The 23,961-nt window shown below is 68.6% G+C and carries 24 protein-coding genes; 14 read left to right on the top strand and 10 right to left on the bottom strand.

Going from position 1 to position 23,961, the window contains the following annotated elements; genetic code table 11:
* Positions 1-11: 11 nt before the first annotated feature.
* The gene (locus CDA09_RS06005) at positions 12-1,184 is read right to left on the bottom strand and encodes an aspartate aminotransferase family protein (protein WP_121427789.1); all 1,173 of its coding nucleotides are present in this window, start codon (positions 1,182-1,184) and stop codon (positions 12-14) included.
* A gap of 313 nt (positions 1,185-1,497) precedes the next feature.
* Between CDA09_RS06005 and CDA09_RS06000 the strand changes: the two genes are divergently transcribed.
* Complete coding sequence (locus CDA09_RS06000; RefSeq protein ID WP_121427788.1) at positions 1,498-1,794, top strand: DUF3579 domain-containing protein; 297 nt, start codon at positions 1,498-1,500, stop codon at positions 1,792-1,794.
* An 86-nt stretch (positions 1,795-1,880) separates the two neighbouring features.
* On the opposite strand, the gene rpsT is transcribed toward CDA09_RS06000, so the two are convergent.
* Entirely contained in the window at positions 1,881-2,147 is a 267-nt protein-coding gene (rpsT, locus tag CDA09_RS05995) for a 30S ribosomal protein S20 (RefSeq protein WP_121427787.1), read from the bottom strand.
* A gap of 124 nt (positions 2,148-2,271) precedes the next feature.
* Here rpsT and murJ point away from each other — a divergent pair, with 124 nt between their 5' ends.
* Positions 2,272-3,810: a murein biosynthesis integral membrane protein MurJ gene (gene murJ, locus CDA09_RS05990; RefSeq protein ID WP_121427786.1), complete on the top strand. Its 1,539-nt coding sequence runs from the start codon at positions 2,272-2,274 to the stop codon at positions 3,808-3,810.
* Between the two features lie 88 nt (positions 3,811-3,898).
* Positions 3,899-4,528: a YbhB/YbcL family Raf kinase inhibitor-like protein gene (locus CDA09_RS05985; protein ID WP_121427785.1), complete on the top strand. Its 630-nt coding sequence runs from the start codon at positions 3,899-3,901 to the stop codon at positions 4,526-4,528.
* Between the two features lie 24 nt (positions 4,529-4,552).
* Here CDA09_RS05985 and ggt read toward each other — a convergent pair whose 3' ends face one another.
* The 8 genes from ggt to CDA09_RS05945 all read right to left on the bottom strand — a co-directional run bounded on the left by ggt (position 4,553) and on the right by CDA09_RS05945 (position 11,515).
* Positions 4,553-6,298 carry a gamma-glutamyltransferase gene (gene ggt / locus CDA09_RS05980; protein ID WP_121427784.1) on the bottom strand — a complete coding sequence of 582 codons (1,746 nt, stop codon included), beginning with the start codon at positions 6,296-6,298 and terminating at the stop codon, positions 4,553-4,555.
* Between the two features lie 95 nt (positions 6,299-6,393).
* Positions 6,394-7,650 (bottom strand): 6-phosphofructokinase, encoded by a 1,257-nt coding sequence (locus CDA09_RS05975; RefSeq protein ID WP_121427783.1) that lies wholly within the window; start codon positions 7,648-7,650, stop codon positions 6,394-6,396.
* 83 nt (positions 7,651-7,733) lie between these two features.
* Positions 7,734-8,387, bottom strand: a complete 654-nt coding sequence (adk, locus tag CDA09_RS05970; RefSeq protein WP_121427782.1) for an adenylate kinase — start codon at positions 8,385-8,387, stop codon at positions 7,734-7,736.
* A gap of 69 nt (positions 8,388-8,456) precedes the next feature.
* Entirely contained in the window at positions 8,457-9,233 is a 777-nt protein-coding gene (kdsB, locus tag CDA09_RS05965; protein WP_121427781.1) for a 3-deoxy-manno-octulosonate cytidylyltransferase, read from the bottom strand.
* 2 nt (positions 9,234-9,235) lie between these two features.
* Positions 9,236-9,427 (bottom strand): Trm112 family protein, encoded by a 192-nt coding sequence (locus CDA09_RS05960; protein ID WP_121427780.1) that lies wholly within the window; start codon positions 9,425-9,427, stop codon positions 9,236-9,238.
* Positions 9,408-10,421, bottom strand: coding sequence for a tetraacyldisaccharide 4'-kinase (gene lpxK, locus CDA09_RS05955; protein WP_121427779.1), 1,014 nt, complete (start codon positions 10,419-10,421; stop codon positions 9,408-9,410). Before lpxK ends, CDA09_RS05960 begins: the two co-directional genes overlap by 20 nt.
* A gap of 50 nt (positions 10,422-10,471) precedes the next feature.
* Positions 10,472-10,891, bottom strand: a complete 420-nt coding sequence (locus tag CDA09_RS05950; RefSeq protein WP_121427778.1) for an ExbD/TolR family protein — start codon at positions 10,889-10,891, stop codon at positions 10,472-10,474.
* Positions 10,892-10,906: 15 nt separating this feature from the next.
* The gene (locus CDA09_RS05945; RefSeq protein WP_121427777.1) at positions 10,907-11,515 is read right to left on the bottom strand and encodes a MotA/TolQ/ExbB proton channel family protein; all 609 of its coding nucleotides are present in this window, start codon (positions 11,513-11,515) and stop codon (positions 10,907-10,909) included.
* Positions 11,516-11,830: 315 nt separating this feature from the next.
* Here CDA09_RS05945 and xseA point away from each other — a divergent pair, with 315 nt between their 5' ends.
* From xseA to CDA09_RS05890, 11 genes are all read left to right on the top strand, one after another.
* Entirely contained in the window at positions 11,831-13,195 is a 1,365-nt protein-coding gene (xseA, locus tag CDA09_RS05940; RefSeq protein WP_286164387.1) for an exodeoxyribonuclease VII large subunit, read from the top strand.
* Between the two features lie 141 nt (positions 13,196-13,336).
* Positions 13,337-13,921: a superoxide dismutase gene (locus CDA09_RS05935; RefSeq protein WP_121427775.1), complete on the top strand. Its 585-nt coding sequence runs from the start codon at positions 13,337-13,339 to the stop codon at positions 13,919-13,921.
* Between the two features lie 172 nt (positions 13,922-14,093).
* Positions 14,094-15,104 (top strand): sulfate ABC transporter substrate-binding protein, encoded by a 1,011-nt coding sequence (locus CDA09_RS05930; RefSeq protein ID WP_121427774.1) that lies wholly within the window; start codon positions 14,094-14,096, stop codon positions 15,102-15,104.
* A gap of 31 nt (positions 15,105-15,135) precedes the next feature.
* Positions 15,136-15,819 (top strand): RBBP9/YdeN family alpha/beta hydrolase, encoded by a 684-nt coding sequence (locus CDA09_RS05925; protein ID WP_121427773.1) that lies wholly within the window; start codon positions 15,136-15,138, stop codon positions 15,817-15,819.
* Positions 15,820-16,078: 259 nt separating this feature from the next.
* On the top strand, positions 16,079-17,104 hold the full coding sequence (locus CDA09_RS05920; protein WP_121427772.1) for an ABC transporter substrate-binding protein: 1,026 nt from the start codon (positions 16,079-16,081) through the stop codon (positions 17,102-17,104).
* Positions 17,101-17,898: an ABC transporter ATP-binding protein gene (locus tag CDA09_RS05915; protein WP_121427771.1), complete on the top strand. Its 798-nt coding sequence runs from the start codon at positions 17,101-17,103 to the stop codon at positions 17,896-17,898. Before CDA09_RS05920 ends, CDA09_RS05915 begins: the two co-directional genes overlap by 4 nt.
* A 22-nt stretch (positions 17,899-17,920) precedes the next feature.
* Positions 17,921-18,751: an ABC transporter permease gene (locus CDA09_RS05910; RefSeq protein WP_121427770.1), complete on the top strand. Its 831-nt coding sequence runs from the start codon at positions 17,921-17,923 to the stop codon at positions 18,749-18,751.
* 10 nt (positions 18,752-18,761) lie between these two features.
* Entirely contained in the window at positions 18,762-19,400 is a 639-nt protein-coding gene (locus tag CDA09_RS05905) for a thioredoxin fold domain-containing protein (protein ID WP_121427769.1), read from the top strand.
* 99 nt (positions 19,401-19,499) lie between these two features.
* Complete coding sequence (locus tag CDA09_RS05900) at positions 19,500-21,152, top strand: long-chain-fatty-acid--CoA ligase (protein WP_121427768.1); 1,653 nt, start codon at positions 19,500-19,502, stop codon at positions 21,150-21,152.
* 16 nt (positions 21,153-21,168) lie between these two features.
* Positions 21,169-22,320, top strand: a complete 1,152-nt coding sequence (locus CDA09_RS05895) for an HlyD family secretion protein (protein WP_121427767.1) — start codon at positions 21,169-21,171, stop codon at positions 22,318-22,320.
* On the top strand, positions 22,317-23,855 hold the full coding sequence (locus tag CDA09_RS05890; protein WP_121427766.1) for a DHA2 family efflux MFS transporter permease subunit: 1,539 nt from the start codon (positions 22,317-22,319) through the stop codon (positions 23,853-23,855). Before CDA09_RS05895 ends, CDA09_RS05890 begins: the two co-directional genes overlap by 4 nt.
* Positions 23,856-23,961 lie beyond the last annotated feature (106 nt).

The following is a 23,961-nucleotide window of genomic DNA, read 5'->3' as shown; positions in this document are numbered from 1 at the left end:
CGGGCTCCTCCTTATTGGGAGAGGAACTTGCGCACGAGCGGCGCCAGCTGCGACACGAGCGTCTGGGCGTCCTGCTCGGTGAACACCAGCGCCGGAAGCAGGCGGATGACGCGCTCGGCGGTGACGTTGATCAGCAGGCCGGCGTCGAGCGCCTGGCGCACGAGGTCGCCGCAGGGACGGTCGAGTTCGATGCCGATCATCAGGCCGCGGCCACGGATGTCGACGACGCCGTTCACGCCGGCGAGGGCTTCGCGCATGCCGGCGCGGATCGCGTCACCGACGCGGACTGCGCTCTCCATCAACCCCTTTTCCTCGATCTCGGCGAGGGTCGTGAGGCCGGCGGCGCAGGCGAGCGGGTTGCCGCCGAAGGTGGAGCCGTGGTTCCCCGGCCCGAACAGGCCCGCCGCGCGCCCCGACGTCACGCAGGCACCGATCGGCACACCCGAACCGAGGCCTTTGGCCAAGGTCATCACGTCGGGCTTGATGCCCGACTGCTGGAAACCGAACCAGTGCCCGGTGCGGCCGATACCGCATTGCACCTCGTCGCAGATCAGCAGCCAGCCGCGCTCGTCGCACAACGCGCGCAGCTCGCGCTGGAAGGCGTCGTCGGCGATGTTGATGCCGCCCTCGCCCTGGACCATTTCCAGCATCACGGCGACGACGTTGTGGTTGTGCTCGCCCACCGCGCGGATCGCGCCGATGTCCCTGTACGGCACGCGCACGAAACCGGTCACGAGCGGCTCGAATCCCGCCTGCGTCTTGCGGTTGCCGGTGGCGGAGAGGGTGGCCAGGGTGCGTCCATGGAAGGCGTTTTCCATGACGATGATTTCGGGGTGCTCGACGTGCTTCTTGTGACCGTAGAAACGCGCCAGCTTGATCGCCGCCTCGTTGGCTTCGCAACCCGAATTGCAGAAGAACACCTCATCCATGCCGGACAGGGCGGCGATCCGGTCGCCCAGTTCTTCCTGGCGCGGGATGCGGTAGAGATTGGACGTGTGGAGCACGCTCGCAGCCTGCTCCGCAATGGTGCGGACGAGGCGCGGATGGTTGTGGCCGAGCGTGGACACCGCAATGCCCGAGAGCGCATCGAGATAGCGCTTGCCGGTCTCATCAAAGAGCCAGACGCCCTCCCCATGCGTGAAAGCGGCGGGCAGTCTGGCGTAGGTATTCATGAGATGCGACATGGGCGACCCCGTTCAGGATATGGCTAAAACGCGCACGGCGGCACATGCCGCCGTGAAAGGTTGAAGAGTGATGTTAAGCGAAAACTGCAGGCATTGTATAGGTTCCAGGGCCGCAGGAGGGGTGGCGGCAGCCGCCGCCGCGCAGCGTGGGCGGCACCAACCGGCATCCGCATTCCGAAATCGCCCGCCGCATGACGGGAAAAAGGGGGCGAATTTCTGCTAGAATGCGCCCCGTCTTTCGTGGTGCCAGCAGTTCCGGCTCCAGCCGGCGCACCATCCTCGGGAATTTTCCGCAGCCGCCGAACCTCGCCTTATGAGCCAATCGATCGAAAGCTTCGTCATCGTCGGAGTCACGCGCGAAGGGAAAACCTTCCGCCCGAGCGACTGGGCCGATCGGCTGTGCGGAATCATGTCGGCCTTCGGCTCCGACAACCGCATGATGTACTCGCCCTACGTACGCCCGGGATGCTCGCTCAAGGGGCATAAGGTGGTGCTGGTGGATGCCAGGCTGTATGAGGTCGAACCGCTCGCCTACAAATTCCTGATCAACTTTGCGAAGGACAACGATCTCATCCTCGACAGGATCGACGACGAACACATGAAAATCTGATCCGGAAAGCGCAGGGCACCGCGCACGAAGCGGAAACAAAAACGGCGACCGAAGTCGCCGTTTTTGTTTCCACGAGAACCGGGAGATCAGGCAGCCATCGCCTTGATCGCGGCCGACAGGCGGCTCTTGTGGCGAGCGGCCTTGTTCTTGTGGATGATCTTCTTGTCGGCGATGCTGTCGATGGTGCTCATCGAGGTGCGGAACACCGCCTGAGCCGCAGCCTTGTCGCCACCGACGACGGCCTTTTGCACAGCCTTGATCGCGGTACGCAGACGAGAACGGAGGCTGCCATTGTGAGCGCGGGCCACGACCGCCTGACGGGCGCGCTTGCGGGCTTGTGCCGAATTGGCCATATGTATGTTCTTCCGTTGAAGTGGTTCTAGAAAACGCGCGAGTCTACCGCGTTACCTCACACCGCGCAAGTGCATTGGCGCCCGCCAGCAGCTATCATCGCGTCTTTTGCCACGCTCCCACCCGATGAACCTGTTGCGCGCACTCGCCACTGTCAGCAGCATGACCCTGCTGTCGCGGATCCTCGGTTTCGTCCGCGATTTCGTCATCGCGCGCGCATTCGGTGCCGGGATGGCGACCGATGCGTTCTTCGTCGCCTTCCGCCTGCCCAACCTGCTGCGCCGCATGTTCGCCGAGGGCGCATTCTCACAGGCCTTCGTGCCGATCCTGGCCGAATACAAGAACCGCCAGGGACCTGAGGAAACGCACCGGCTGGTCAATCGCGTCGCAACGCTACTTTCGCTGGCGGTGACCGCGGTGACCGCGCTGGGCATCGTCGCCGCGCCGCTGATCATATGGGTTTCGGCACCCGGTTTTGCTGCCGAGCCCGACAAGTTCGCGCTGACGGTGCAACTGACCCGCATCACCTTTCCCTACATCCTGTTCATGGCGCTGGTGGCGCTCGCCGGCGGCGTGCTGAATACCTGGAGCCGCTTCGCGATCCCGGCCTTCACACCGGTGCTGCTGAACCTTTCCTTCATCGGCATGGCGCTGTTCGCCGCGCCGTGGTTCGATCCACCGGTCCTCGCACTGGCCTGGGCAGTCTTCCTCGGCGGCATCCTGCAACTGGCGCTGCAGCTTCGACCGCTCGCACGGATCGGGCTGCTACCGCGATTCGAGCTCAAGCTGTCCGATCCCGGCGTGCGCCGCATCGCGAAACTGATGCTGCCGGCGATGCTGGGCGTCTCGGTGAGCCAGGTCTCGCTGATCATCAACACCATCTTTGCGTCCTTCCTGGCAAGCGGCAGCGTGTCATGGCTGTACTACGCCGACCGGCTGATGGAGTTCCCCTCGGGCCTGCTCGGTGCGGCGCTCGGGACGATCCTGCTGCCGAGCCTGTCGAAGCTGCACGCCGACGAACAGCCGGACGCGTTCTCGTCACTGCTCGACTGGGGCCTGCGCCTGACCCTGATGCTCACGCTCCCGGCCGCCCTGGCGCTCGCCCTGCTGGCAGTGCCGCTGCTGTCGACGCTCTTCCAGCACGGCGCATTCACGGCCGCGGATGTCCAGCAGACGCGCCTCGCACTGGTCGCCTACAGCGTCGGCCTGAGCGGCCTGATCCTCGTGAAGATCCTCGCACCGGGCTTCTATGCGCGGCAGGACATCCGCACGCCGGTGAAGATCGCGCTGATCACGCTCGTCGCGACGCAACTGATGAACCTCGCCTTCATCGTGCCGCTCAGGCACGCCGGCCTTGCACTGTCGATCGGGCTTGCGTCGCTGCTCAATGCGGCGCTGCTGTACCGGGGGCTGCGCCGACGCGGCGTCTATCGCCCGCAGCCGCACTGGGGCCTGTTGGCGCTGCGCCTGCTGGTCGCGCTGGTGGTGCTGGGGGTCGTTCTGTGGTTCGGCGCGGGCGACGAGGCATGGTGGTTCAGCCAGACCGCGACGATGCGCCTGCTGCGGCTGTCCGCCGTCGTGCTGGGAGGCATTGCGGCCTATTTCCTCACGCTGTTCACTCTCGGGATCCGGCTACGGGACTTCCGCCGCCGGGCCGCGAGTTGAGGCGAGCACCCGGACGGGACGGGGCGTCCGCCATCGGCCTACAATGCCGACTGAGCTATCCCTATCGACCTGAATGGAGTCCATTGGCATGAAACTCTCCAGCCAAAGCTTTGCTGACGGCGCACGGATCCCCGGCGAGTTCTCGTTCTGCGTCCCTGCCGCAGAAGGGCATGTACGCCTGGGTGGCAACCGCAATCCGCACCTGGCGTGGAGCGGCGTGCCGGCCGGAACGCGCTCCCTGGCGCTGATCTGCCATGATCCCGACGTGCCGGGCAAGGGTGACGACGTCAATGTCGAAGGACGCGTCGTGCCGGCGAGTCTGCCGCGCGTCGATTTCTTCCACTGGGTCGTCGTCGACCTGCCGGCAGACCTGCGGGAAATCGCCGCCGGAAGCTTTTCCAGCGAGGTGACGCCGCGCGGCAAGCCCGGGCCGGCAGGCCCCCTGGGCTCCCATCAGGGGATCAACGACTACACCGGGTGGTTTGCGAGCGACGACGCGATGCGCGGCAACTACCACGGCTACGACGGCCCCTGCCCGCCGTGGAATGACGAACTGGTGCATCGCTACGTGTTCACGCTGTATGCGCTGAACGTCGAATGCTGCGGGCTGGACAGCCAGTTCAGCGGCGCCCAGGTGCGCAACGCAATCGCGGGGCACGTGCTGGCCGAGGCGAAGCTGACCGGGACCTATACGCTGAACCCGGCACTTTTGGGCTGAGCGCTGCGCGCGGCCCGGCGGACTTCAATAACCGGCGGCGACCCCTTCCCTGCGCGGGTCCGCTGCCCCGATCCATTTACCGTCCTGCCTGACGATCACGCCGAGCCCGCTGGTGAGGTCGCGCATCACGGTTTCGTCTCCGAAGGCGGCAAGGCCTGCCGCCAGCGCCCATGCGTCCGGGCGGTCCTCGACCTCGGTGGGGCCGTTGCGGCTTCCGACGTGCGGCCGCGCGAGCAAGGTGTCGGGCGGCAGCTTCCAGTCGATCAGGCCGACGAGGTTTTCCGCGACGTAGTTGATGATCTGGCTGCCGCCCGGAGAGCCGGTGACTGCGAAGAGCCGCCCGTTGGCGTCGAACACGAGGGTCGGCGACATCGAGCTGCGCGGGCGCTTGCCGGGCCCGACGCGGTTGGGATGGGGACCGCGCTCGTCGGCGGGCGCGAAGGAGAAATCCGTGAGCTGGTTGTTGAGCAGGAAACCGCGCACCATCCGCCGGCTGCCGAACGCATCTTCGATGGAGGCGGTGAGCGACACGGCGCTGCCCGCTGCGTCGACGATGGAGATGTGGGAAGTCGCCGGCTGCTCGACGCTCACCGCGCGCGGCGTCGCGCCCTTGCCGGGGTTGCCCGGCAGGGCGTGGTGGAGGCTGTCGTCGAAGCGGATCTGCTGCGCGCGGCCGGCGAGGTAGTCCCGCGCGAGCAGCCGCGCCGGGCCGACCGTCATGGCCGCGGGGTCGCCGTACCACGCATCGCGATCGGCGAACGCAAGCCGCCCCGCCTCGCTGAACAGGTGGGCGGAAAATGCCGAATCGGGTGCGATTTCGGACAGGCGGAAGCGTTCCAGGATGCCGAGCAGCGCCAGCACGGTGGCACCCCCCGAACTGGGCGGCGGCATGCCGCAGACGCGATAGCTGCGGTAGGCGCCACACAGAGGGGGTCGCTCGATGGCACGGTAGCCGGCAAGATCGCGCAGGGACAGCACGCCCGGATTCGGGGCGGAAGCGACCGCGGCGACGATGTCCCGCGCGATCGGGCCTTCGTAGAACGCGTCGGCGCCCCGCTCCGCGACCGTACGCAACACCTCGGCGAGCGAAGGATTGCGCAGCGTGGCGCCCTCCGCCAGCGGACGGCCTTCCGCGTCGAAGAAGAGCTGCCGCGCGGCCGGGTCGCGACTCAGGAAGCGATCCTTCGCGATCAGCGCGTGCAGGCGTGACGAGACGGGAAAACCGTCGGAGGCGAGGCGGATCGCGGGTTCGAACAGGCGTTTCCACGGCAGCCGGCCATGTCGGGCATGGACGTCGGCGAACATGCGCAACAGCCCGGGGACACCGACCGAACGCCCGCCCACGACGGCGTCGTAGAAGGCCATTTTGTCGCCGCCCGGCGTGAGGAAGAGGCGCTCGTCCACGCCCGCAGGCGCCGTCTCGCGCCCGTCCCACGCGCTCGTCCTGCCCCGTCGCGCGTCATGCTGGACGAGGAACCCGCCACCGCCGATGCCGGAGGACTGCGGCTCGACGACGTTGAGCACCAGCGCCGCGGCGATCGCGGCGTCGACGGCGCTGCCGCCCGCGCGCAGGATTTCCAGCGCTGCCGCGGTCGCATGCGGGTTGACGGTGACGACCATCGCTTTCGATGCCGTGACAGCCGGCTTGAGGCTGAACCCGGAGGCCGCCTCCGGTTGTGCCGGCACCTGGGCAAGCACCGCCTGCGGCGCCGACAGCCCCCAGAGCCCCCCGGACAAGAGCAGCGCAAACGCCGTTCGCAATACGTGCATGACACCCTCCGCATGCCGCCGGCCCGCGGCCTGGAAGTGGGAAACGATACGCGTCGGCCCGCCGCGCCGCCTGAATATGGCTGTAGCGCCCCGTTTCAGGGGACGTACGGCGCGAGCTTGCGCGGAACCGAGGGCAGGTTCAGCCGCCGGTAGTCCGGCACGCCACGGGCAAACGCGGGATAGATTTCGCCTTCGATCAGGGGCCGCAGGTAACGCCTTGCCGCGTCGGTGACGTGGAGGCCGTCGGCCCGGATGAAATGGACAGGGACCCGGCGTTCGAGGTTGGCGATCGCCGCGGCGTCGGCGAATTCGACATCCCAGTGATAGGGATCGTCGGACAGGCGGCGGATTGCCGGCATCACGCAGTCGCGCCCGGCGATGGCCGCCTCGACGGCGGCGCGCCCCACGGCGCTCGCCTGGGCGTGATCCACGGCGGAAACGAGGTGCCCCGCGGCACGTTGCAGGTAATCGGGAATGGCACAGTGGTGCTTGTGACCGAGACGCGCGTGAATCAGCCGCGCGATGCACTGGCCGGCGCCGCCGAGTTGCACGTGCCCCTTGCGGTCGTGGTCCTGCTCCATCACGAGCGTGCCGTCGGCACGCCGGACCCCCTCCGAGACGGTCACGGCACAGTAGCCGAGGCGCTTCACGGTGGCGTCGACCGCGGCGAGGAAGACCTCCTCGTCGAACGGGATTTCGGGCATCAGGATGATGTGCGGCGGCTCGTCCGCCGTCCGCGCCGCGAGCGCCGTTGCGGCAGCGATCCAGCCGGCGTTGCGCCCCATCACCTCGAGCACGAAGACGCGCCCGGAGCGACTGGCCATCGAAGCGACGTCGATGCCGGCCTCCAGCATCGCCACCGCCGCATACTTGGCGGCGGAGCCGAAGCCGGGCGAGCAGTCGGTGCCTTCGAGATCGTTGTCGACCGTCTTCGGCACGCCCACGCACGCCAGCGGATAGCCTCGCGCACGCGCAGCGGCCGAGAGCTTGGCCACGGCGTCCATCGAGCCGTTTCCGCCGTTGTAGAGGAAACCGCCGATGCCGTGGGCCGCGAAGACCGCGAACAGGCGGTCGTACTGGGCCGGGTTCCGCTCGGGCGGATCGAGGTCGAAGCGGCACGAGCCGAAGGCGCCGCCCGGCATGTGCGCGAGCGCGCCGACCTCCTCGGCGCCGAGCACGGCGGTGTCGATCAGGTCCTCGCCGAGCACGCCGAGGATGCCGTTGCGCGCCGCGAACAGCGTCCCGACAGCGTCGTCACGTTCGCGCGCCGCGCCGATGACCGCTGCCGCCGTGGCGTTGATGACCGCGGTGACACCACCCGACTGGGCGTAGAGAAGATTGGTCCTGGCCATCACGCTCCCGTGAAATGCAAAAGCAAACGCGGCGAGGAACGGGATGAACCCGCCGCTCGCCGCGCCTGTGCCGGAGATGCTGCTTACTTCAGCGCTTCGAAGGCGCGTGCGGTGATCGCGTCGACCGCACCGAGTCCGCCGATCTTGCGGACCTTCGGAGCCGTCGCCGCACCGGACGCGGCCCACTTGGTGTAGTAGTCGACCAACGGCTTGGTCTGGGCATGATAGACCTCGAGGCGCTTCTTCACCGTCTCCTCGCGGTCGTCGTCGCGCTGGATCAGGTCCTCGCCGGTCACGTCATCCTTGCCAGCGACCTTGGGCGGGTTGTACTTGACGTGGTAGGTGCGGCCCGAGGCGACGTGCACGCGGCGACCGCTCATGCGCTCGACGATCTCGCTGTCAGGGACGTCGATCTCGAGGACGAAGTCGATCGGCACGCCGGCATCCTTCATCGCGTCAGCCTGCGGGATCGTGCGCGGGAAGCCGTCGAACATGTAGCCGGACTTGCAGTCGTCCTGCTGCAGGCGATCCTTCACCAGGCCGATGATGATGTCGTCGGAAACCAGGCCGCCCGCATCCATCACCTTCTTCGCCTCGATACCCAGCGGGGTGCCGGCCTTGACCGCGGCACGCAGCATGTCGCCGGTGGAAATCTGCGGAATGCCGAACTTTTCCTTGATGAAGTTCGCCTGAGTACCCTTGCCTGCGCCCGGGGGCCCCAACAGAATCAAACGCATGAATCCTCTCCTCCCTGTCATGCGGCGTCCGTCGGGCCGCATGGTTCCCAAAAAAATGAACCCTGAAACTTACTCGACTCGACTCGCGCGGTCAAACACCGCCCTGACCCGTTCGAGGTCCTCGGGGGTATCGACGCCCGCTGCCGGCGCGCGTTCGACCGCAAGCACCCGGATGCGGTAGCCGTGCCACAGCGCGCGCAACTGTTCGAGCGCTTCCCAAGTTTCCAGCGACGATGGGGCAAGGCCCGCGTAGCGGCGCAGGAACTCGACGCGGTAGGCGTAGATGCCGACGTGACGCTGCACGGGCAACCCCGCGGGGACGCAATCGCGGGATTTCGCGAAATCGTCGCGCGCCCAGGGAATCGGTGCGCGCGAAAAATACAGCGCCAAATCGCGCGCATCGCACACGACCTTGACGACGTTCGGATTGAAGAGCTCGGCGGCATCGTGCAGCGGATGCGCCGCCGTGGCGATCGCGGCGTCGGGGGAATCGGCCAGCGCACGGGCGACGTCGGCGATCAGGGCCGGGTCGATCAGCGGCTCGTCGCCCTGCACGTTGACGACGATCTCGTCGTCGCCCCAGCCGAGCGCGGCGACCACTTCGGCCAGGCGGTCGGTGCCGCTGGGGTGGTCGGCGCGCGTCATGAGCACGTCGCCGCCAGCCGCCTTCACAGCCTCGACGACGCGCGCGTCGTCGGTCGCGACCCACGCGGACAGCGGCGCCGCCTTGCGCGCCTGTTCGAGCACGCGCACGACCATCGGCCGGCCGCCGATGTCGGCGAGCGGCTTGCCCGGCAGGCGCGTCGATGCGTAGCGCGCCGGGATGACGACGTGGAAGCCCGCCATGCTCAGCGGCGCAGCGCGTCGACTTCTTCTGCGGACAGCTGGCGCGCCTCTTCCTCGAGCATCACCGGGATGCCGTCGCGGATCGGGAAGCCGAGACGGTCGGCCTTGCACACCAGCTCCTGCTTCTCCTTGACGAAGTCGAGGGGGCCCTTGCAGATCGGGCACACGAGGATTTCAAGCAGTCGGGCGTCCATGCGACAGTTTCTCCAGGATATGTTCGGCGGCGCCCGCCGGGATCTGTGCCCTGACCGGGAACTCCCAAGTATTGGCGGGCGCGAAAGCGGAGCATTTTACCGCATCCTTGCTGGTCAGGATTTTCGGCTCGCCGGGCGCGAACGCCAGGTCGGCGGCGGTGAAGGGGTGATGATCGGGGAAGGGATGCGGCACGACGTCGAGCCCCATCGCGCGCAGCTGCTCGAAGAGGCGCTCGGGGCGGCCGATGCCCGCGATCGCGTGCACGCGACGCCCTCGGAACGCGTCGAGGAGGCAACGTTCGCGGGCGTCGTGGAGGGAAACCAGGGCGTCGCCCTCGAGGCGCATCGGAAACACCGGCGTATCGCCGAGCGCCCCTTTCACATTGGCCGACAGCGGCCCGTGCGCAATCACCGCGTCCACCTCGCGCAGGCGCGAAACCGCTTCGCGCAGCGGCCCGGCCGGCAGGAGCCAGCGGTTGCCGAGCGCGCGCTCGTCGACGACGGCGAGTTCGACATCGCGCGCCAGGCGGTAATGCTGCAGGCCGTCGTCCGACACCAGCACGTTGCACGCGGGATGCGCGGCGAGCAGTGCGCGCGCGGCGGCCGGGCGGTCGGCGCCGACCGCGACCGGGCAGCCCGTGAGGCGTGCGAGCAGGACCGGCTCGTCGCCGAAGACCGCGGGATCGCCATCCGCAGGCACGAGGGCGACGCCGTCGATCTGCCCGCCGTAGCCGCGGCTGACGACGCCCGGCGTCCATCCCGCCACGCGCAGTTGGCGCACGAGCCAGTCGACGACCGGCGTCTTGCCGCTCCCGCCGACCGCGATGTTGCCGACGACGATGACGGGAACGGAGAGGCGTTCGACCCGACCCGGGTCACGGCGGTACCGCTTGCGACGCACCGCCACGAGCGCGCCGAAGAGCGCCGCCACTGGCAGGAGCAGGCGCGCCGCGAGCGAGCGGCTCCGCCACCACGCGGGACTGCCGCGCGCCATCGTTCAGGTGCGCGGCTGCGGCACCCCGGACGCCGCGGCGGAGCGGCGCCTCACGGGGCGGACTGGGTGGCGAAGGTGATGTGCGGCAGGCCCGCGCGCTGCGCCGCCTGCATCACATCGATGACGCGCTGGTGCGCGGCCTTGGCGTCGGCGGTGATGACGACGACCGGCTCCTTGCCGCCCGAGGGCGCGGCCTTGCCGAGCGCCGCTGCGATGGCGTTGATGTCCTTGTCGCCGACCGGCTGGCGATTGACCAGCACGTCGCCGGCCGCACTCACCGCGACGACGATCTCGTTCGGCGTCACTTCCGCGGACGAGGTTTCCGCGGTCGGGAGATTGATCTCCAACCCCGAGACCTTGGAATAGGTCGTCGTCAGGACCAGGAAGATGATGAGCACCAGCAGGACATCGATCAGTGGGATCAGATTGATGTCCGGGGCTTCGTGCTTGCGTCCGCGCTGAAAATTCATCCGCTGCATTCCGGCTCAGTGGCGGCGCTCGCCGTGGACCACCTCGACCAGCTTGATCGCCTGCTGTTCCATGTCGACGACGAAGCCGTCGACTGCGGCGCGGTAGTGACGCCAGAAGATGATCGAAGGGATCGCGATGATCAGACCCATGCCAGTCGCATAGAGGGCCGTGGAGATGCCCTGCGCGAGCTGTTGCGGGTTGGTCGTGGCGGCGCCCTGGGCGGCGAAGATCTCGATCATGCCGACGATGGTGCCGAACAGGCCCATCAGCGGGGCGATCGAGGCGATGGTGCCGAGCGTGTTGAGGAAACGCTCGAGCTCATGGGCGACGGCACGGCCGGTTTCTTCGATCGATTCCTTCATGACCTCGCGCGTACTGCCGACGTTGCGCAGTCCCGCGGCGAGGACGCGGCCGAGCGGGGAATGGGCGGCGACGTGGTTGACCATCTCGTTCGAGGCGCCCTTCTGGCGCAGGTCGGCGAGCACCTTGTCGAGCAGGCCGTCCGGCACGATGCGGGAGCGGCGCAGGGTGACGCCGCGTTCGATGATCAGGGCGACGGCGACAATGGAAACCAGCAGGAGGGGCCAGACGGGCCAGCCCGCGGACTGGATGAGCGCGAACACGCAGGGAACTCCGGAATTGCGAAAAAAAAGAACTCTAAACTCGACTTGCGCACAGGGCAAGGCGCACGCGGTTGTCATGACCGCAGCAAGAATCCACAAAACCTGTGGATAAGTTTGTGGATTCTTCGCGAATTACGCTCCAAATCGCTGTCCGGACAAGTGTTTCCTTGCTCCGCTGAAAAATTGTGCAACAAATTTATCGTTTGAAAACAACTGGTTAAAAATTAGCTGATCTGATTGTGGATTTCACCCAGACACCATTGACAGAACGGTCTGCTTGTGGATTCCGATACAATCCGCCCCATGCAGAACTCCATGTCCCTCCCCTACGACGATTCCGGCCCCCCCCGTGGCGCGGGCCGCGCCGTCAGCGTCTCAGAACTCAACCGGATGGCGCGCGAGGCGCTCGAATCGCGCATCCCGCTGCTGTGGGTGAGCGGCGAAATCTCCAACCTCACGCGCGCGCCGTCGGGCCACCTGTATTTCACGCTGAAGGATTCGCAGGCGCAGGTTCGCTGCACGATGTGGCGCAATCGCGCCCAGTTGCTGCCGTTTCGCCCCGAGAACGGCATGCGCGTGGACGCGCGCGCGCTCGTGACGCTATACGAGGCGCGGGGTGACTTCCAGCTCAACGTGGAGGCCCTGCGGCAGACGGGACAGGGAGACCTGTTCGAGGCCTTCCTGCGCCTCAAGGAGAAGCTGGCCGCGGAGGGGCTCTTTGATCCGGCGGCAAAGCGCGAGTTGCCGCATTATCCGCGCCGCATCGGCGTCGTGACCTCACCCGCCGCCGCGGCGTGGAGGGATGTGCTGGCGACCGTGCAGCGGCGCGCGCCGCACCTGGAAGTCGTGCTGTACCCGGCCCCGGTGCAGGGCGCGGATGCCGGCGCCCGGCTCGCCGAAGCGGTGCGGACGGCGGGTGCCCGCGCCGCCGCGGACGGCATCGACCTGCTGCTGCTGGTGCGCGGCGGCGGCAGCATCGAGGACCTGTGGGCCTTCAATGACGAGTCGCTGGCGCGTGCGCTCCGCGCCTGCCCGGTACCCGTCGTGAGCGGCGTCGGTCATGAAACGGACTTCACGATCGCCGATTTCGCCGCGGACGTGCGCGCGGCGACGCCGACCGGAGCGGCCGAACTCGCCAGCGCCGGCTACCACGTGGCCCGCGCGCGGCTCGGCGAACTCGGCCGCAGCCTCTCGGCCGGCATGGACCGGCGCGTGCACGGCCTCGCACAGCGTCTCGATCGCGCGGCGCTGCGGCTGGTGCATCCGCGCGAGCGGCTGGGGCTCGCACGCGAGCGCAGCGAGCGCCTCGGCGCGCGCCTGCATGCAGCGATGTCGCGGCGGCTCGAACGGCTGCGCGCGTCACAGCAGGTCCTCCAGCTGCGCCTCGTTGCGCGCCGGCCGGATCTGCAACGCGAGATGGAGCGCTGCGTACGCGCCGGCCGGCGGCTCGCGCAGGCAGGAGAGCAGATCGTGCAGCGCCGGGCCGAGCGGCTGGCGACGATCGCCGCCCATCTGCAGCACCTCGCGCCGCAGGCGGTGCTCGCGCGCGGTTACAGCATCACACGCGACGCGGACGGCCGCATCCTGCGTGCCGCCGGCGACGCGACGGTCGGCGGCGAAGTTTCGGTGGAGCTCGCAATCGGCCGGTTGCGTGCTATCGTGAATAGCACAGAAGCATGACGAGCGAGGCTGCGGCCCCCGCATCGGGACCAGTCCGCGGCAGGCTTCGCGCCCGCAGGTTTGCAAGCGCACGCAAAGCCCGACTAGAATAGTCAGGCTTTAACCCCCGACAACCCTGAAACCGAACAGGAAGGAGAACAAATGGAACATACCCTGCCCCCCCTGCCCTACGCCAAGGACGCCCTGGCTCCGCACATCTCGGCCGAGACCATGGAGTTCCACTACGGCAAGCACCACCAGGCCTACGTCACCAACCTGAACAACCTGATCAAGGGCACCGAGTACGAGAACCTCGACCTCGAGTCGATCGTGAAGAAGGCCCCGGCTGGCGGCGTGTATAACAACTCCGCCCAGGTGTGGAACCACACCTTCTTCTGGAATGGCATGAAGCCGAGCGGCGGCGGCGAGCCGACGGGCGCGCTGGCCGATGCGATCAAAGCCAAGTGGGGTTCGTTCGAGGACTTCAAGAAGGCCTTCACGACTTCGGCCGTGGGCAACTTCGGGTCCGGCTGGACCTGGCTGGTGAAGAAGGCCGACGGCAGCGTCGACATCGTCAACATGGGCGCCGCCGGCACCCCGCTGACGACCGGCGACAAGGCACTGCTCTGTATCGACGTGTGGGAACACGCCTACTACATCGACTACCGCAACCGTCGCCCGGACTTCGTCGCGGCCTTCCTGAGCAGCCTCGCGAACTGGGATTTCGCCGCGAAGAACTTCGCCTGATCCCGGCCTGTTGTTCGATCGGCCCGGCATGAGCCGTGCGCGTGGCCTCCCCCGCTCGGCGGGCGGAGGCCACGTCGTTTCTGAATATGCATTCCATTTTTTCTTCGTTCAGGCAATAAGCGCGAGCCGGTAGATTCTCTCCATCGAATGCCATTCAACGGAGAGATTCATCATGAAAACCAGTTTCCTGCGCCGCAGCCTGATCGCCCTCTCCCTGAGCGCCGGCCTGGCGGGCGGCGCTTACGCCGAAACGACCCTGCTCAACGTGTCCTACGATCCGACGCGCGAGCTCTACCAGGATTTCAACCCGAAGTTCGCGAAGTACTGGAAGGACAAGACTGGCCAGGACGTGACCATCAGGCAGTCGCACGGCGGCTCGGGCAAGCAGGCGCGCGCGGTGATCGACGGCCTGGAGGCGGACGTCGTGACGCTGGCGCTGGCCTACGATGTCGACGCGATCGCCGCGAAGACGGGCAAATTTCCGGCCGACTGGCAGAAACGCCTCGCGAACAACAGCTCGCCCTACACCTCGACGATCGTGTTCCTGGTGCGCAAGGGCAACCCGAAGGGCATCAAGGACTGGGGCGACCTCGTGAAGCCGGGCGTCGAGGTGATCACGCCGAATCCGAAGACGTCGGGCGGCGCGCGCTGGAATTACCTTGCGGCGTGGGGCTACGCGCTGCAGCAGCCGGGCGGCAGCGAGGCGAAGGCCAAGGAGTTCGTGACCGAGCTGTTCAAGCATGTGCCGGTGCTCGATTCGGGCGCGCGCGGTGCGACCAACACCTTCGTGCAGCGCGGGATCGGCGACGTGCTGCTGGCCTGGGAGAACGAGGCCTTCCTGTCGGTGAACGAGCTGGGCCCGGACAAGTTCGAGATCGTGGTGCCGTCGGTGTCGATCCTGGCGGAGCCGCCGGTCACCGTGGTCGACGGCGTCGCGGCCAAGCGCGGCACGGCGGACGTCGCGAAGGCCTATGTGGAATACCTGTACTCGCCGGTGGGACAGAAGATCGCGGCACAGCACTACTACCGTCCGGTGAAGCCGGAACTGGCCGACCCGAAGGACGTGGCGCGCTTTCCGAAGCTGAAGACCTTCACGATCGACGGCCTGTTCGGCGGCTGGGCGAAGACGCAGAAGGCGCACTTCGACGACGGCGGCGTGTTCGACCAGATATTCACGCGCTGAGCCGCGCTTCACGACACACGGAGAGCCGCGCATGCGACACACGACGCTGATCGTGCCGGGATTCCACGGCAGCGGGCCGGAGCACTGGCAGACGTGGCTGGAACAGCGCCTGCCGGACGCGCGGCGCGTGCGCGGGATCGACTGGGAGGCGCCGGTGCTGGCGCGCTGGGCGGCGGCGGTGCGGCGCGAGATCGACGAGTCGCCGCACTCGGTGTGGCTGGTCGCGCACAGCTTCGGCTGCCTGGCGAGCGTGGTCGCGGCGGCCGACCGGCCCGAACGGGTGGCCGGGGCGCTGCTGGTCGCGCCGGCCGATCCGGCACGCTTCGGCCCGCTCGGACTGCAGGAAGAGACGCCGGGGCCGATCGACGACCTCGGCCCCTGGCTGCCGCAGGGACAGCTCGGCTTTCCCTGTGCGGTGATCGCCAGCACCAACGACCCGTGGGTGCGGCTGACGGTCGCGGCCTATTGGGCGGACCGCTGGGGTGCGCGCTTCATCAATATCGGCGCTGCGGGCCACATCAACGTCGACTCCGGCTTCGGCGCCTGGCCCTTCTGCCACGACCTGCTCGCCGGCATGCAGCAGGCGCACGAGGACCTGCCGCTGGGGTCGATCTCCGGCCGGCGCGAATCGCACAAGGGGCGACGCAGTGCGCTGGCACGCCTGCGCCACCACACCCGCAACTCGCTCGAACTGCGACCCGGCGACCCGGACTAGATCCTCCCACCCCCCTCCCCGCTCCACCGGCAACAGCCGCGCCCGCCCGCGGACGGACTTCGGTCCGGCCGTCGGCGGGCGCCATGCCGTGTGCGCTTATCACATGCGCTGATAAGCATCGTATTTCTTTGCGCTGCAATACATCGGAATTTTTCTTGGTTCGTCGCCGATCGGCGGCCGCGTAGATTTTGAGCATAGGACGGCGGCAACACACGGGGCGTGTGCCGCGGACGTCATGTCATCCCCGAGGAGAATTCCAATGCATCCATCCCGAATCGCGCGCGCCGGCATCCTCGCGCTGTCGCTCTTTGCCGCAACCGGCCTCGCGCAGGCGGAAAGCCTGAAGGTGGGCTACCTGCCGGTCACCGGCCACGCCAAGTTCTTCGTCGCGAAGGAATACGGCCTGTTCAAGCAGGAGGGGCTGGACGTCGAGCTGGTCGAGTTCCAGAACTCGGCCGACGGGCTCAATGCGGTCACCGCGGGCAAGCTCGACGTCGGCGCCTTCGGCACCACCGCGCCGCTCGCGCACTACGCGAAAGGGGCCGACCTGAAGGTGATCGGCGGGATCATGGGGCTAGACGCGGCACTGGTGGTGACGCCGGAGAAGGCGGCGTCGATCCGCAGCATCAGCGACCTGCGCGGCAGGAAGGTCGCGACGGTGCGGCTGGCGACCGGCGACGCGGTGCTGCGCGGCGCGCTGAAGGACGAGAAGATCGACTGGAAGAACGATCTGAAGATCTTCGAGCTAAAGAATCCGCCGGCGGTGATCGAGGCGGTGAAATCCGGCCAGGTCGATGCCGGGGTGGTGTGGGGGCCGCACGACATCCGCGCCGAGCGGCAGGGGCTGAAGATCGTGGTACGTTCGTCGGAACTGCAGCCGGGGCATCCGTGCTGCCGCATCGTCGTGACTTCGGACAAGCTCAAGCAGGGCGACACGCATGTGCGCTTCCTGCGGGCGATCCTGAAGGCGGAGAAATTCACCGCGGAGAAGAAGAAGGAGACGATCGACGCGATCCAGAAGTACGTGAAGCTCGACCGCGACATCCTGGAGCAGGGCTTCTACTCGCCCTTCCTCGACCAGAGCTCGGATCCGAACGTGCAGGGAACGCAGAAGTTCTGGACGACGCTGGTGAGCTCAGAGGTGGTCGAGGGCGCGCGGCCGCTCGCGCCGATCTTCGAACTGACGCCCTACCGCAAGGCACTCGAAAGCCTGGCGCAGGAGAACCCGCGCGAGGCCTTCTGGCAGACCCGCCTGAAGAGCGAACCGACGAGGAACCGGCTGTGAGCGGCGCGACGACTGCGGCCTTGCGCGTGGAGCGGCTGCGCTTCGGCTATAGCGGGACGACGGTGCTCGACGACATCGACCTCACGGTGGCGGAAGGCAGCTTCCTCGCCCTGCTCGGCCCCAGCGGTTCGGGCAAAAGCACGCTGCTGCGCCTGATCGCAGGCCTGGAAAAGCCGGGACGTGGGCGAGTCCTCGCGGGCAACCGGCAGGTCAGTGGGCCGGGCATCGAGCGTGCGGTGGTGTTCCAGAACTATGCACTGTTTCCGTGGATGCGCGTGGTCGACAACGTCGCCGAGGGCGTGCGCAAGGCGGCACCCGGCATCTCGCGCGTCGATGCGCGTACGCGGGCGGTCGACTACCTCCAACGGGTGGGGCTGCCCGACGTCGCGGAACGCTACCCGTTCGAGCTGTCCGGGGGGATGCAGCAGCGGGCGGCGATCGCCCGCGCGCTGGCGCTGGAATCGCCCTTCCTGCTGATGGACGAGCCTTTCGGGGCGCTGGACCCGGTCAACCGCGCGCGCCTGCAGGATCTTCTCGTCGAGCAGTGGCAGGGGCGCGCGCCGCGGCCGACGGTGGTGTTCGTGACGCACGACGTCGACGAGGCGCTGCTGCTCGCCGACCGCGTCGCGGTGCTGGGGGCCTCGCCGGGGCGGGTGATCGCGGACTTCGCGGTGCCCTTCGCGCGGCCACGCTCGCGGGCGGCGCTGTTCGCCGAGCACCGCTTCCACGCGCTGCGCGAATCGATCGCCGAGGCGCTCGACGCCGACACGCTGGCCCGCCTCGCGGCGGCCTGAACCGACATCTGGAGTGCTGTTCATGATTTCCGAAACTTCGACGCTCGACGCCGTTTCGCTGTCGGCGCAGCAGCCGGACGCTGCCGATGCAGCGTCCCCGCGGTCCGCCCGGCTCGCCTTCGCGTGGGAACCGTGGCTGCTGTGGGGGGCGCTGATCGCGGCGTGGCAAGGCATCGCCGGCGCGATCGCCGGGCAGGGCAATCCGCTGCTGCCGCCTCCCGCGGTGGTCCTCGACGCGCTGTGGCAGTCGCTGCCGGAGCTGTTCGCGGGGACGTGGTCGTCGCTGCTGATCCTCATGCCCGGCTTCGCACTGGCGGTGGTCGCCGGCGTCACCCTGGGCCTCGTCGCGGGCACCTCGCCGCGGCTGGGACGGGCGCTCTTCCCCTTCGCGAAGGTCGCGGCGCCGGTGCCGCCGACCGTCTACATCCCGTACGCGATCGCGGTGCTGCCCACCTTCCACCTGTCGGCGACCTTCGTCGTGTTCGTCGGGGCGTTCTGGCCGGTGTTCCAGAACACGGTCGCGGGTGCGCACGCGGTCGAGGGGCGGCATCGCGACAACGCCGCCGTGCTCGGCTTTTCCCGACTCGAATACCTGCGCAAGGTGGTCTTCCCGGCAAGCCTGCCGCACATCTTCTCGGGGATGGCCGTGGGGCTGGGCTTCGGCTTCATCCTGCTGACGGTCGCGGAGCTCTTCGGCGCGAACGCGGGGCTGGGTCGCTTCGTCCAATACTACGCGGACTTCGCCGACTACCCGCGCATGGTGGCGGGCATCCTGTACACCGGCGGCGTCACCTGGGCAGCGATGAGCGTGCTCGAACGGGTGCGCGCTCGCGCGCTGTTCTGGCTGCGCTGAGGGGACGGCGATGAGCACCTTTCTGCGCAAGCACGATTTTCCGGGGACCACCGTGATGCCCGAAGCGCCACGCCCTGACGACGAGGAAGAAAAGGAACGCTACGTTTCGCGCCAGCTGCGGTGGGCCCTCGCCGGCCTGCTGCTGTTCGCGCTGACGCTGCTGTTCGGCTGGGGCGGCGCGCAGGCGGCGGGGGCACGTTCCGCAGCGGATGCGCCGCTCTTCGCGCCGACCGCCGATCTTGCCACGGCGCTCGCGGATGCGCGCCGCGCGGGGCGCAAGGGCGTCGCGGTGCTGTACGAGATGGAAGGCTGCGGCGAATGCGCGCGTGCCAAGGCTTCGACCTTCCGGGACCCCGCCTTGCAGCGCGAGCTGCGCGCCCACTTCGTGCCGGTGAGCCTGCGCGCGGACGAGCCGGCCGCGCTGCGCGACTTCGACGGCGGCGCGACGACGCAGGCGGCGTTCGCCAACGCGCAGCGCGTGTTCGCGCTGCCGACGGTGGTGTTCTACGACCTCGACGGCGTCGCCGTGGCGCGCCAGCCCGGCAGCCGCTGGCCGGCCGCGGAGTGGCTGCGGCTGGCGCGCTACGTGCGCGATGGCGGCTATGAGAACGCGCCCTTCCAGCCCAGGAAGGCCTCGATCGAACGCTGATCGGCGTTCGCCCGAGCTTCCCCGTAAACCGCACTGCGCCGCGGGCTCGCTGCCCGCGTGCGCGCATTTCCCATTCGATGCCCACAGGAGATTTCCCCGATGCAGGGATTGATGATGCAGCTGCCGCTGCTGATTTCCGGCCTGATCGCCCATGCCGATCGTAATCACGGCGATACCGGGATTGTCAGCCGTCTTCCCGAAAACCCGCATGGCCCGCTGCACCGCACGACCTGGCACGAAACCCATCGCCGCGCACGCCAACTCGCCAACGCGCTCGCGCACCTGGGCGTTCGCCGCGGCGACCGCGTCGCGACGCTGGCGTGGAACACGCACCGCCATGTCGAGCTGTACTACGCCATCGCGGGCAGCGGCGCCGTCTGCCATACGGTAAACCCGCGCCTCTTCGACGAGCAGATCGCGTGGATCCTGGCGCATGCGGATTCGCAGGTGCTGTTCTTCGATTCGACCTTCGCGGACCTCGTCGCGCGCATCGCGCACAAGCTGCCGCAGGTGACGCACTTCGTGCAGATGACGGGCCGCGAACACCTGCCGGCGAACTTCCCGCGCGAGCTGCTCGCCTATGAGGATCTGGTGCATCGCCACTCGGAGCACTACACGTGGCCGCAGCTCGACGAGAACGCGGCGTCGAGCCTGTGCTACACGTCGGGCACGACCGGCAACCCGAAGGGCGTGCTGTACAGCCATCGCTCGACGGTGCTGCACGCCTATGCCTGCGCCCTGCCCGACAGTTTCGGCGTTTCGGCGCGTGACACGGTGATGCCGGTCGTGCCGATGTACCACGTCAATGCCTGGGGCCTGCCCTACATCGCAGCGCTCACCGGCGCGCGCCTCGTGCTGCCGGGCCCGCTGCTCGACGGCGCGTCGCTGCACCAGTTGATCGTCGATGAGGGCGTGAGCTTCTCGAACGGCGTGCCGACCGTGTGGACCGGCCTGCTGCAGCATCTCGCGCAGCATGGCGGCGGGCTCGGGCGCCTGCGCCGCCTGGCGATCGGCGGGTCGGCGTGTCCGCCGGCCATGGCCGAATCCTTCGCGCATCACGACGTCGAGGTGCTACGCACCTGGGGCATGACCGAGCTGTCGCCGATCGGCACCGTGAATGTGCCGCACGCCGACGACGCAACGCTTGCCCCGGACCGACGCGAAGCGCAAAGGCTGACGCAGGGGCGGCCGCTGCCGGGGGTGGAACTGGCGATCCTCGACGACGACGGCCAGCCGCTGCCGCACGACGGCGAATCCTTCGGCGAACTGGTGGTGCGCGCACCGTGGGCGCTGCGCCAGTATTACGGCCGCGAGGAAGGCGACGGCTTCACCGCCGACGGCTGGTTCCGCACCGGCGACGTCGCAACCATCGACGCCGGCGGTTTCATGCAGATCACCGACCGCGCCAAGGACGTGATCAAGTCCGGCGGAGAGTGGATCAGTTCGATCGAGCTGGAGAACATCCTCGCCGCGCATCCGGCCGTGGCCGAAGCGGCGGCGGTGGCGGTGCCGCATCCGCGGTGGGACGAGCGCCCCTTGATGGCGGTGGTGCTGAAGCCGGGGAAGACGCTGGAGCGCGACGCGATGCGCCGCTACTTCAGCGGCAGGATCGCGCACTGGTGGCTACCCGACGATCTCGTGGTGGTCGACGAGATTCCACACACCGCCACCGGCAAGATCAACAAGCTCGCGCTGCGCGAGCGCTTCCGCCATCACCGCTGGCCGCAGCGGTCGGCGCCTGCGGCGGCGTGACCAAAAGGGAATCCCCATGTCTGCTGCCTTGCCCGCTTCCGTCACCGAAGCCATTCCCGACCGCCGCCATGCGCGCCGCAAACCGCTGCTGCTCGCGCTGGCAGGCGCGGTCGGCGTCATCGCGCTCGCTTCGGGCGCGTGGTGGTCGCTCTACGGTGCGCGCTTCGTGTCCACCGACAATGCCTACACTGCGGTCGAAATCGCGCAGGTGACGCCGGCGGTCGCGGGGACGGTGCGCGAAGTGCGCGTCATCGACACCCAGGCGGTCAAGGCGGGCGATGTGCTCGCCGTCATCGACGACACCGACGCCCGCCTCGCGCTGGCGGAGGCCGAGGCGGAACTCGCGCGCGCCATCCGCCAAGTGCGCGGTTATGTCGCCAACGACGACGGGCTGGGCGCACAGGTGCGCGCACGCGAGGCGGAGACGCAGGCGGCGCTGGCTCGGGTGACGGCGGCGGAGGCGGATTTCGAGCGCGCGCGGGTCGACCTCGCGCGGCGCGAGGCGCTCGCGGACTCGGGCGCCGTGTCGGGCGACGATCTGACGCGCGCGCAGAATGCGTTCGCCGGTGCGCGGGCAAACCTCCTCGCTGCGCGCTCGGCCGTCGACTCGGCGCGCGCCAACCACCACTCCGCGAAGGGTGTCCGGCAGGCGAACGCCGTGCTGATCGACGGCACCACGCCCGGCGACCACCCGGAGGTCGCGCTTGCCCGTGCGCGCCGCGACCGCGCGAGGATCGATCTGGAACGGACCGTAATCCGTGCGCCCGTCGGTGGCGTCGTGGCACGCCGCCAGGTGCAGGTCGGCCAGCGGGTCGACGCCGGCGCGCCGCTGCTCGCGGTCGTGCCGCTCGACGAGATCCACGTCGACGCGAACTTCAAGGAGGTGCAGCTCGACAAGGTGCGCGTCGGCCAGCCGGTCGAGGTGAAGGCCGACCGCTATGGCAGCGATGCGAGCTATCACGGCTTCGTCGAGGGCTTTTCCGGCGGCACCGGGGCGGCCTTCGCGGTGATCCCGGCGCAGAACGCGACGGGCAACTGGATCAAGGTCGTGCAGCGGCTGCCGGTGCGCATCCGGCTCGACCCGCAGGAGCTCGCCGACCGGCCGCTCAACGTCGGCCTGTCGATGTCGGTGCGCATCGACACCGCCGCGGCCGGGTCCGCGCCATGACGCAAGACGACGCACAGGCGACGCGGCCGCTCGAGGGCGGCATGTTGTGGCTGGCCGCGATCGTGCTCGCAACGGCGAACTTCGTCGCCGTGCTGGACATGACGATCGCCAACGTGTCGGTGCCCAACATCGCCGGCGGGTTGGCCGCGACGAGCAGCCAGGCGACCTGGGTGATCACCTCCTACGCGGTCGCCGAGGCCATCACCGTGCCGCTCACCGGCTGGCTCGCCGCGCGTTTCGGCGCGGTGCGCGTGTTCGTCACCGCGATGGCGCTGTTCGGGCTGTTCTCGGCGCTGTGCGGGCTCGCCGGTTCGCTCGGGATGCTGGTCGCGGCGCGCGTCCTGCAGGGGCTCGCCGGCGGCCCGCTGATGCCGCTGTCGCAGACGCTGCTGATGCGCGTCTTCCCGCCGTCGAAGGCGTCCGCCGCGGTCGGGCTGTGGGCGATGACGACGCTGGTCGCACCGGTGCTGGGGCCGATCATCGGCGGCTGGATCTGCGACAACTGGTCGTGGCCGTGGATCTTCCACCTCAACCTGCCGCTCGCGCTCGCCTGCGCCGCGGGCTCGTGGCGGCTGCTGAAGCGCTACGAGCAGCCGGTGACGCGCGATCCGGTCGACCGCATCGGGCTCGTGCTGCTGGTCGTGTGGGTCGGCGCGCTGCAGTTGATGCTCGACGAGGGCAAGGATCTCGACTGGTTCGCGTCGCCGAAGATCATCGCCCTCGCGTCGGTCGCCGCAACCGGCTTCGCGGCCTTCCTGATCTGGGAGCTGACGGCCGAGCACCCGGCCGTCGACCTGCGCGTGTTCCGCCATCGCGGCTTCACGGCGGGCGTGGTGACGAACAGCCTCGCGATTGCGGCACTGTTCGCCGCCAATGTGCTGACGCCGCTGTGGCTGCAGACCTGGATGGGCTACAGCGCGAGCGACGCGGGCACGGCGACGGCGTGGACCGGTCTCGTCGCGGTGTGCTTCGCGCCCGTCGCGGCGATGCTGTCGGCGCGCGTCGATCCGCGCAAGGTGGTGTTCGGCGGCGTGCTGGCGCTCGCGCTCGTCACGCTGTGGCGCACCGGCGCCAGCACCGACATGGACTACTGGCAGATCTCGTATCCGCTGATGGTGACGGGTGCGGCCCTGCCCTTCTTCTTCATCCCGCTGACGGGTCTCGCGCTCGGCTGCGTCGACACGCACGAGACGGCGTCCGCCGCCGGTCTGATGAATTTCCTGCGCACGGTCTCCGGCGCGTTCGCGACCTCGCTCGCGACGACGGCGTGGGACGACCTCCGGCGCGCCAATCATGCCGAACTGGCGGGCTACGTCGACCCGGAGCGCAGCGTCGTGCGTCAGCTTCAGGCTGCGGGGCTGGACGGCGACGGCGCACGCCTCGCGCTCGACCGACTGCTCGACGCCCAGAGCGTGATGCTCGCGACCAACGAGGTCATGTCCCTGGTCGCCGTTGCGTTCTTCGTCGCGGCCTGCGCAGTGTGGCTGGCGCCGCGACCGACACGCCCTGCCGACCGGGGCCTGCCGGCGCACTGAAAAAGGCCCCGGCTCGAGCAGGCTGCTGCGTCGGCAACACCGCCAGCAGCGGGCTGTTCCGCACGCAGCAGCGCGGCACCCATCCACGCCGGAATGAACACTTAAC

It is taken from the genome of Azoarcus sp. DN11, assembly GCF_003628555.1.
Taxonomy (GTDB): Bacteria; Pseudomonadota; Gammaproteobacteria; order Burkholderiales; family Rhodocyclaceae; genus Aromatoleum.
This window is presented reverse-complemented; position numbering and strand designations above follow the sequence as displayed.

What these genes read in the sequence shown, in the direction of transcription:
- CDA09_RS05900 (WP_121427768.1), top strand. Translation starts at nt 19,500, where the DNA reads ATGCAGGGATTGATGATGCAGCTGCCGCTGCTGATTTCCGGCCTGATC.
- CDA09_RS05895 (WP_121427767.1), top strand. Translation starts at nt 21,169, where the DNA reads ATGTCTGCTGCCTTGCCCGCTTCCGTCACCGAAGCCATTCCCGACCGC.
- CDA09_RS05905 (WP_121427769.1), top strand. Translation starts at nt 18,762, where the DNA reads ATGAGCACCTTTCTGCGCAAGCACGATTTTCCGGGGACCACCGTGATG.
- CDA09_RS05975 (WP_121427783.1), bottom strand. Translation starts at nt 7,650, where the DNA reads ATGGCCAGGACCAATCTTCTCTACGCCCAGTCGGGTGGTGTCACCGCG.
- CDA09_RS05950 (WP_121427778.1), bottom strand. Translation starts at nt 10,891, where the DNA reads ATGAATTTTCAGCGCGGACGCAAGCACGAAGCCCCGGACATCAATCTG.
- adk (WP_121427782.1), bottom strand. Translation starts at nt 8,387, where the DNA reads ATGCGTTTGATTCTGTTGGGGCCCCCGGGCGCAGGCAAGGGTACTCAG.
- CDA09_RS05935 (WP_121427775.1), top strand. Translation starts at nt 13,337, where the DNA reads ATGGAACATACCCTGCCCCCCCTGCCCTACGCCAAGGACGCCCTGGCT.
- ggt (WP_121427784.1), bottom strand. Translation starts at nt 6,298, where the DNA reads ATGCACGTATTGCGAACGGCGTTTGCGCTGCTCTTGTCCGGGGGGCTC.
- CDA09_RS05930 (WP_121427774.1), top strand. Translation starts at nt 14,094, where the DNA reads ATGAAAACCAGTTTCCTGCGCCGCAGCCTGATCGCCCTCTCCCTGAGC.
- CDA09_RS06000 (WP_121427788.1), top strand. Translation starts at nt 1,498, where the DNA reads ATGAGCCAATCGATCGAAAGCTTCGTCATCGTCGGAGTCACGCGCGAA.
- rpsT (WP_121427787.1), bottom strand. Translation starts at nt 2,147, where the DNA reads ATGGCCAATTCGGCACAAGCCCGCAAGCGCGCCCGTCAGGCGGTCGTG.
- CDA09_RS05910 (WP_121427770.1), top strand. Translation starts at nt 17,921, where the DNA reads ATGATTTCCGAAACTTCGACGCTCGACGCCGTTTCGCTGTCGGCGCAG.
- murJ (WP_121427786.1), top strand. Translation starts at nt 2,272, where the DNA reads ATGAACCTGTTGCGCGCACTCGCCACTGTCAGCAGCATGACCCTGCTG.
- xseA (WP_286164387.1), top strand. Translation starts at nt 11,831, where the DNA reads ATGTCCCTCCCCTACGACGATTCCGGCCCCCCCCGTGGCGCGGGCCGC.
- CDA09_RS05920 (WP_121427772.1), top strand. Translation starts at nt 16,079, where the DNA reads ATGCATCCATCCCGAATCGCGCGCGCCGGCATCCTCGCGCTGTCGCTC.
- kdsB (WP_121427781.1), bottom strand. Translation starts at nt 9,233, where the DNA reads ATGGCGGGCTTCCACGTCGTCATCCCGGCGCGCTACGCATCGACGCGC.
- CDA09_RS05960 (WP_121427780.1), bottom strand. Translation starts at nt 9,427, where the DNA reads ATGGACGCCCGACTGCTTGAAATCCTCGTGTGCCCGATCTGCAAGGGC.
- CDA09_RS05890 (WP_121427766.1), top strand. Translation starts at nt 22,317, where the DNA reads ATGACGCAAGACGACGCACAGGCGACGCGGCCGCTCGAGGGCGGCATG.
- lpxK (WP_121427779.1), bottom strand. Translation starts at nt 10,421, where the DNA reads ATGGCGCGCGGCAGTCCCGCGTGGTGGCGGAGCCGCTCGCTCGCGGCG.
- CDA09_RS06005 (WP_121427789.1), bottom strand. Translation starts at nt 1,184, where the DNA reads ATGTCGCATCTCATGAATACCTACGCCAGACTGCCCGCCGCTTTCACG.
- CDA09_RS05925 (WP_121427773.1), top strand. Translation starts at nt 15,136, where the DNA reads ATGCGACACACGACGCTGATCGTGCCGGGATTCCACGGCAGCGGGCCG.
- CDA09_RS05985 (WP_121427785.1), top strand. Translation starts at nt 3,899, where the DNA reads ATGAAACTCTCCAGCCAAAGCTTTGCTGACGGCGCACGGATCCCCGGC.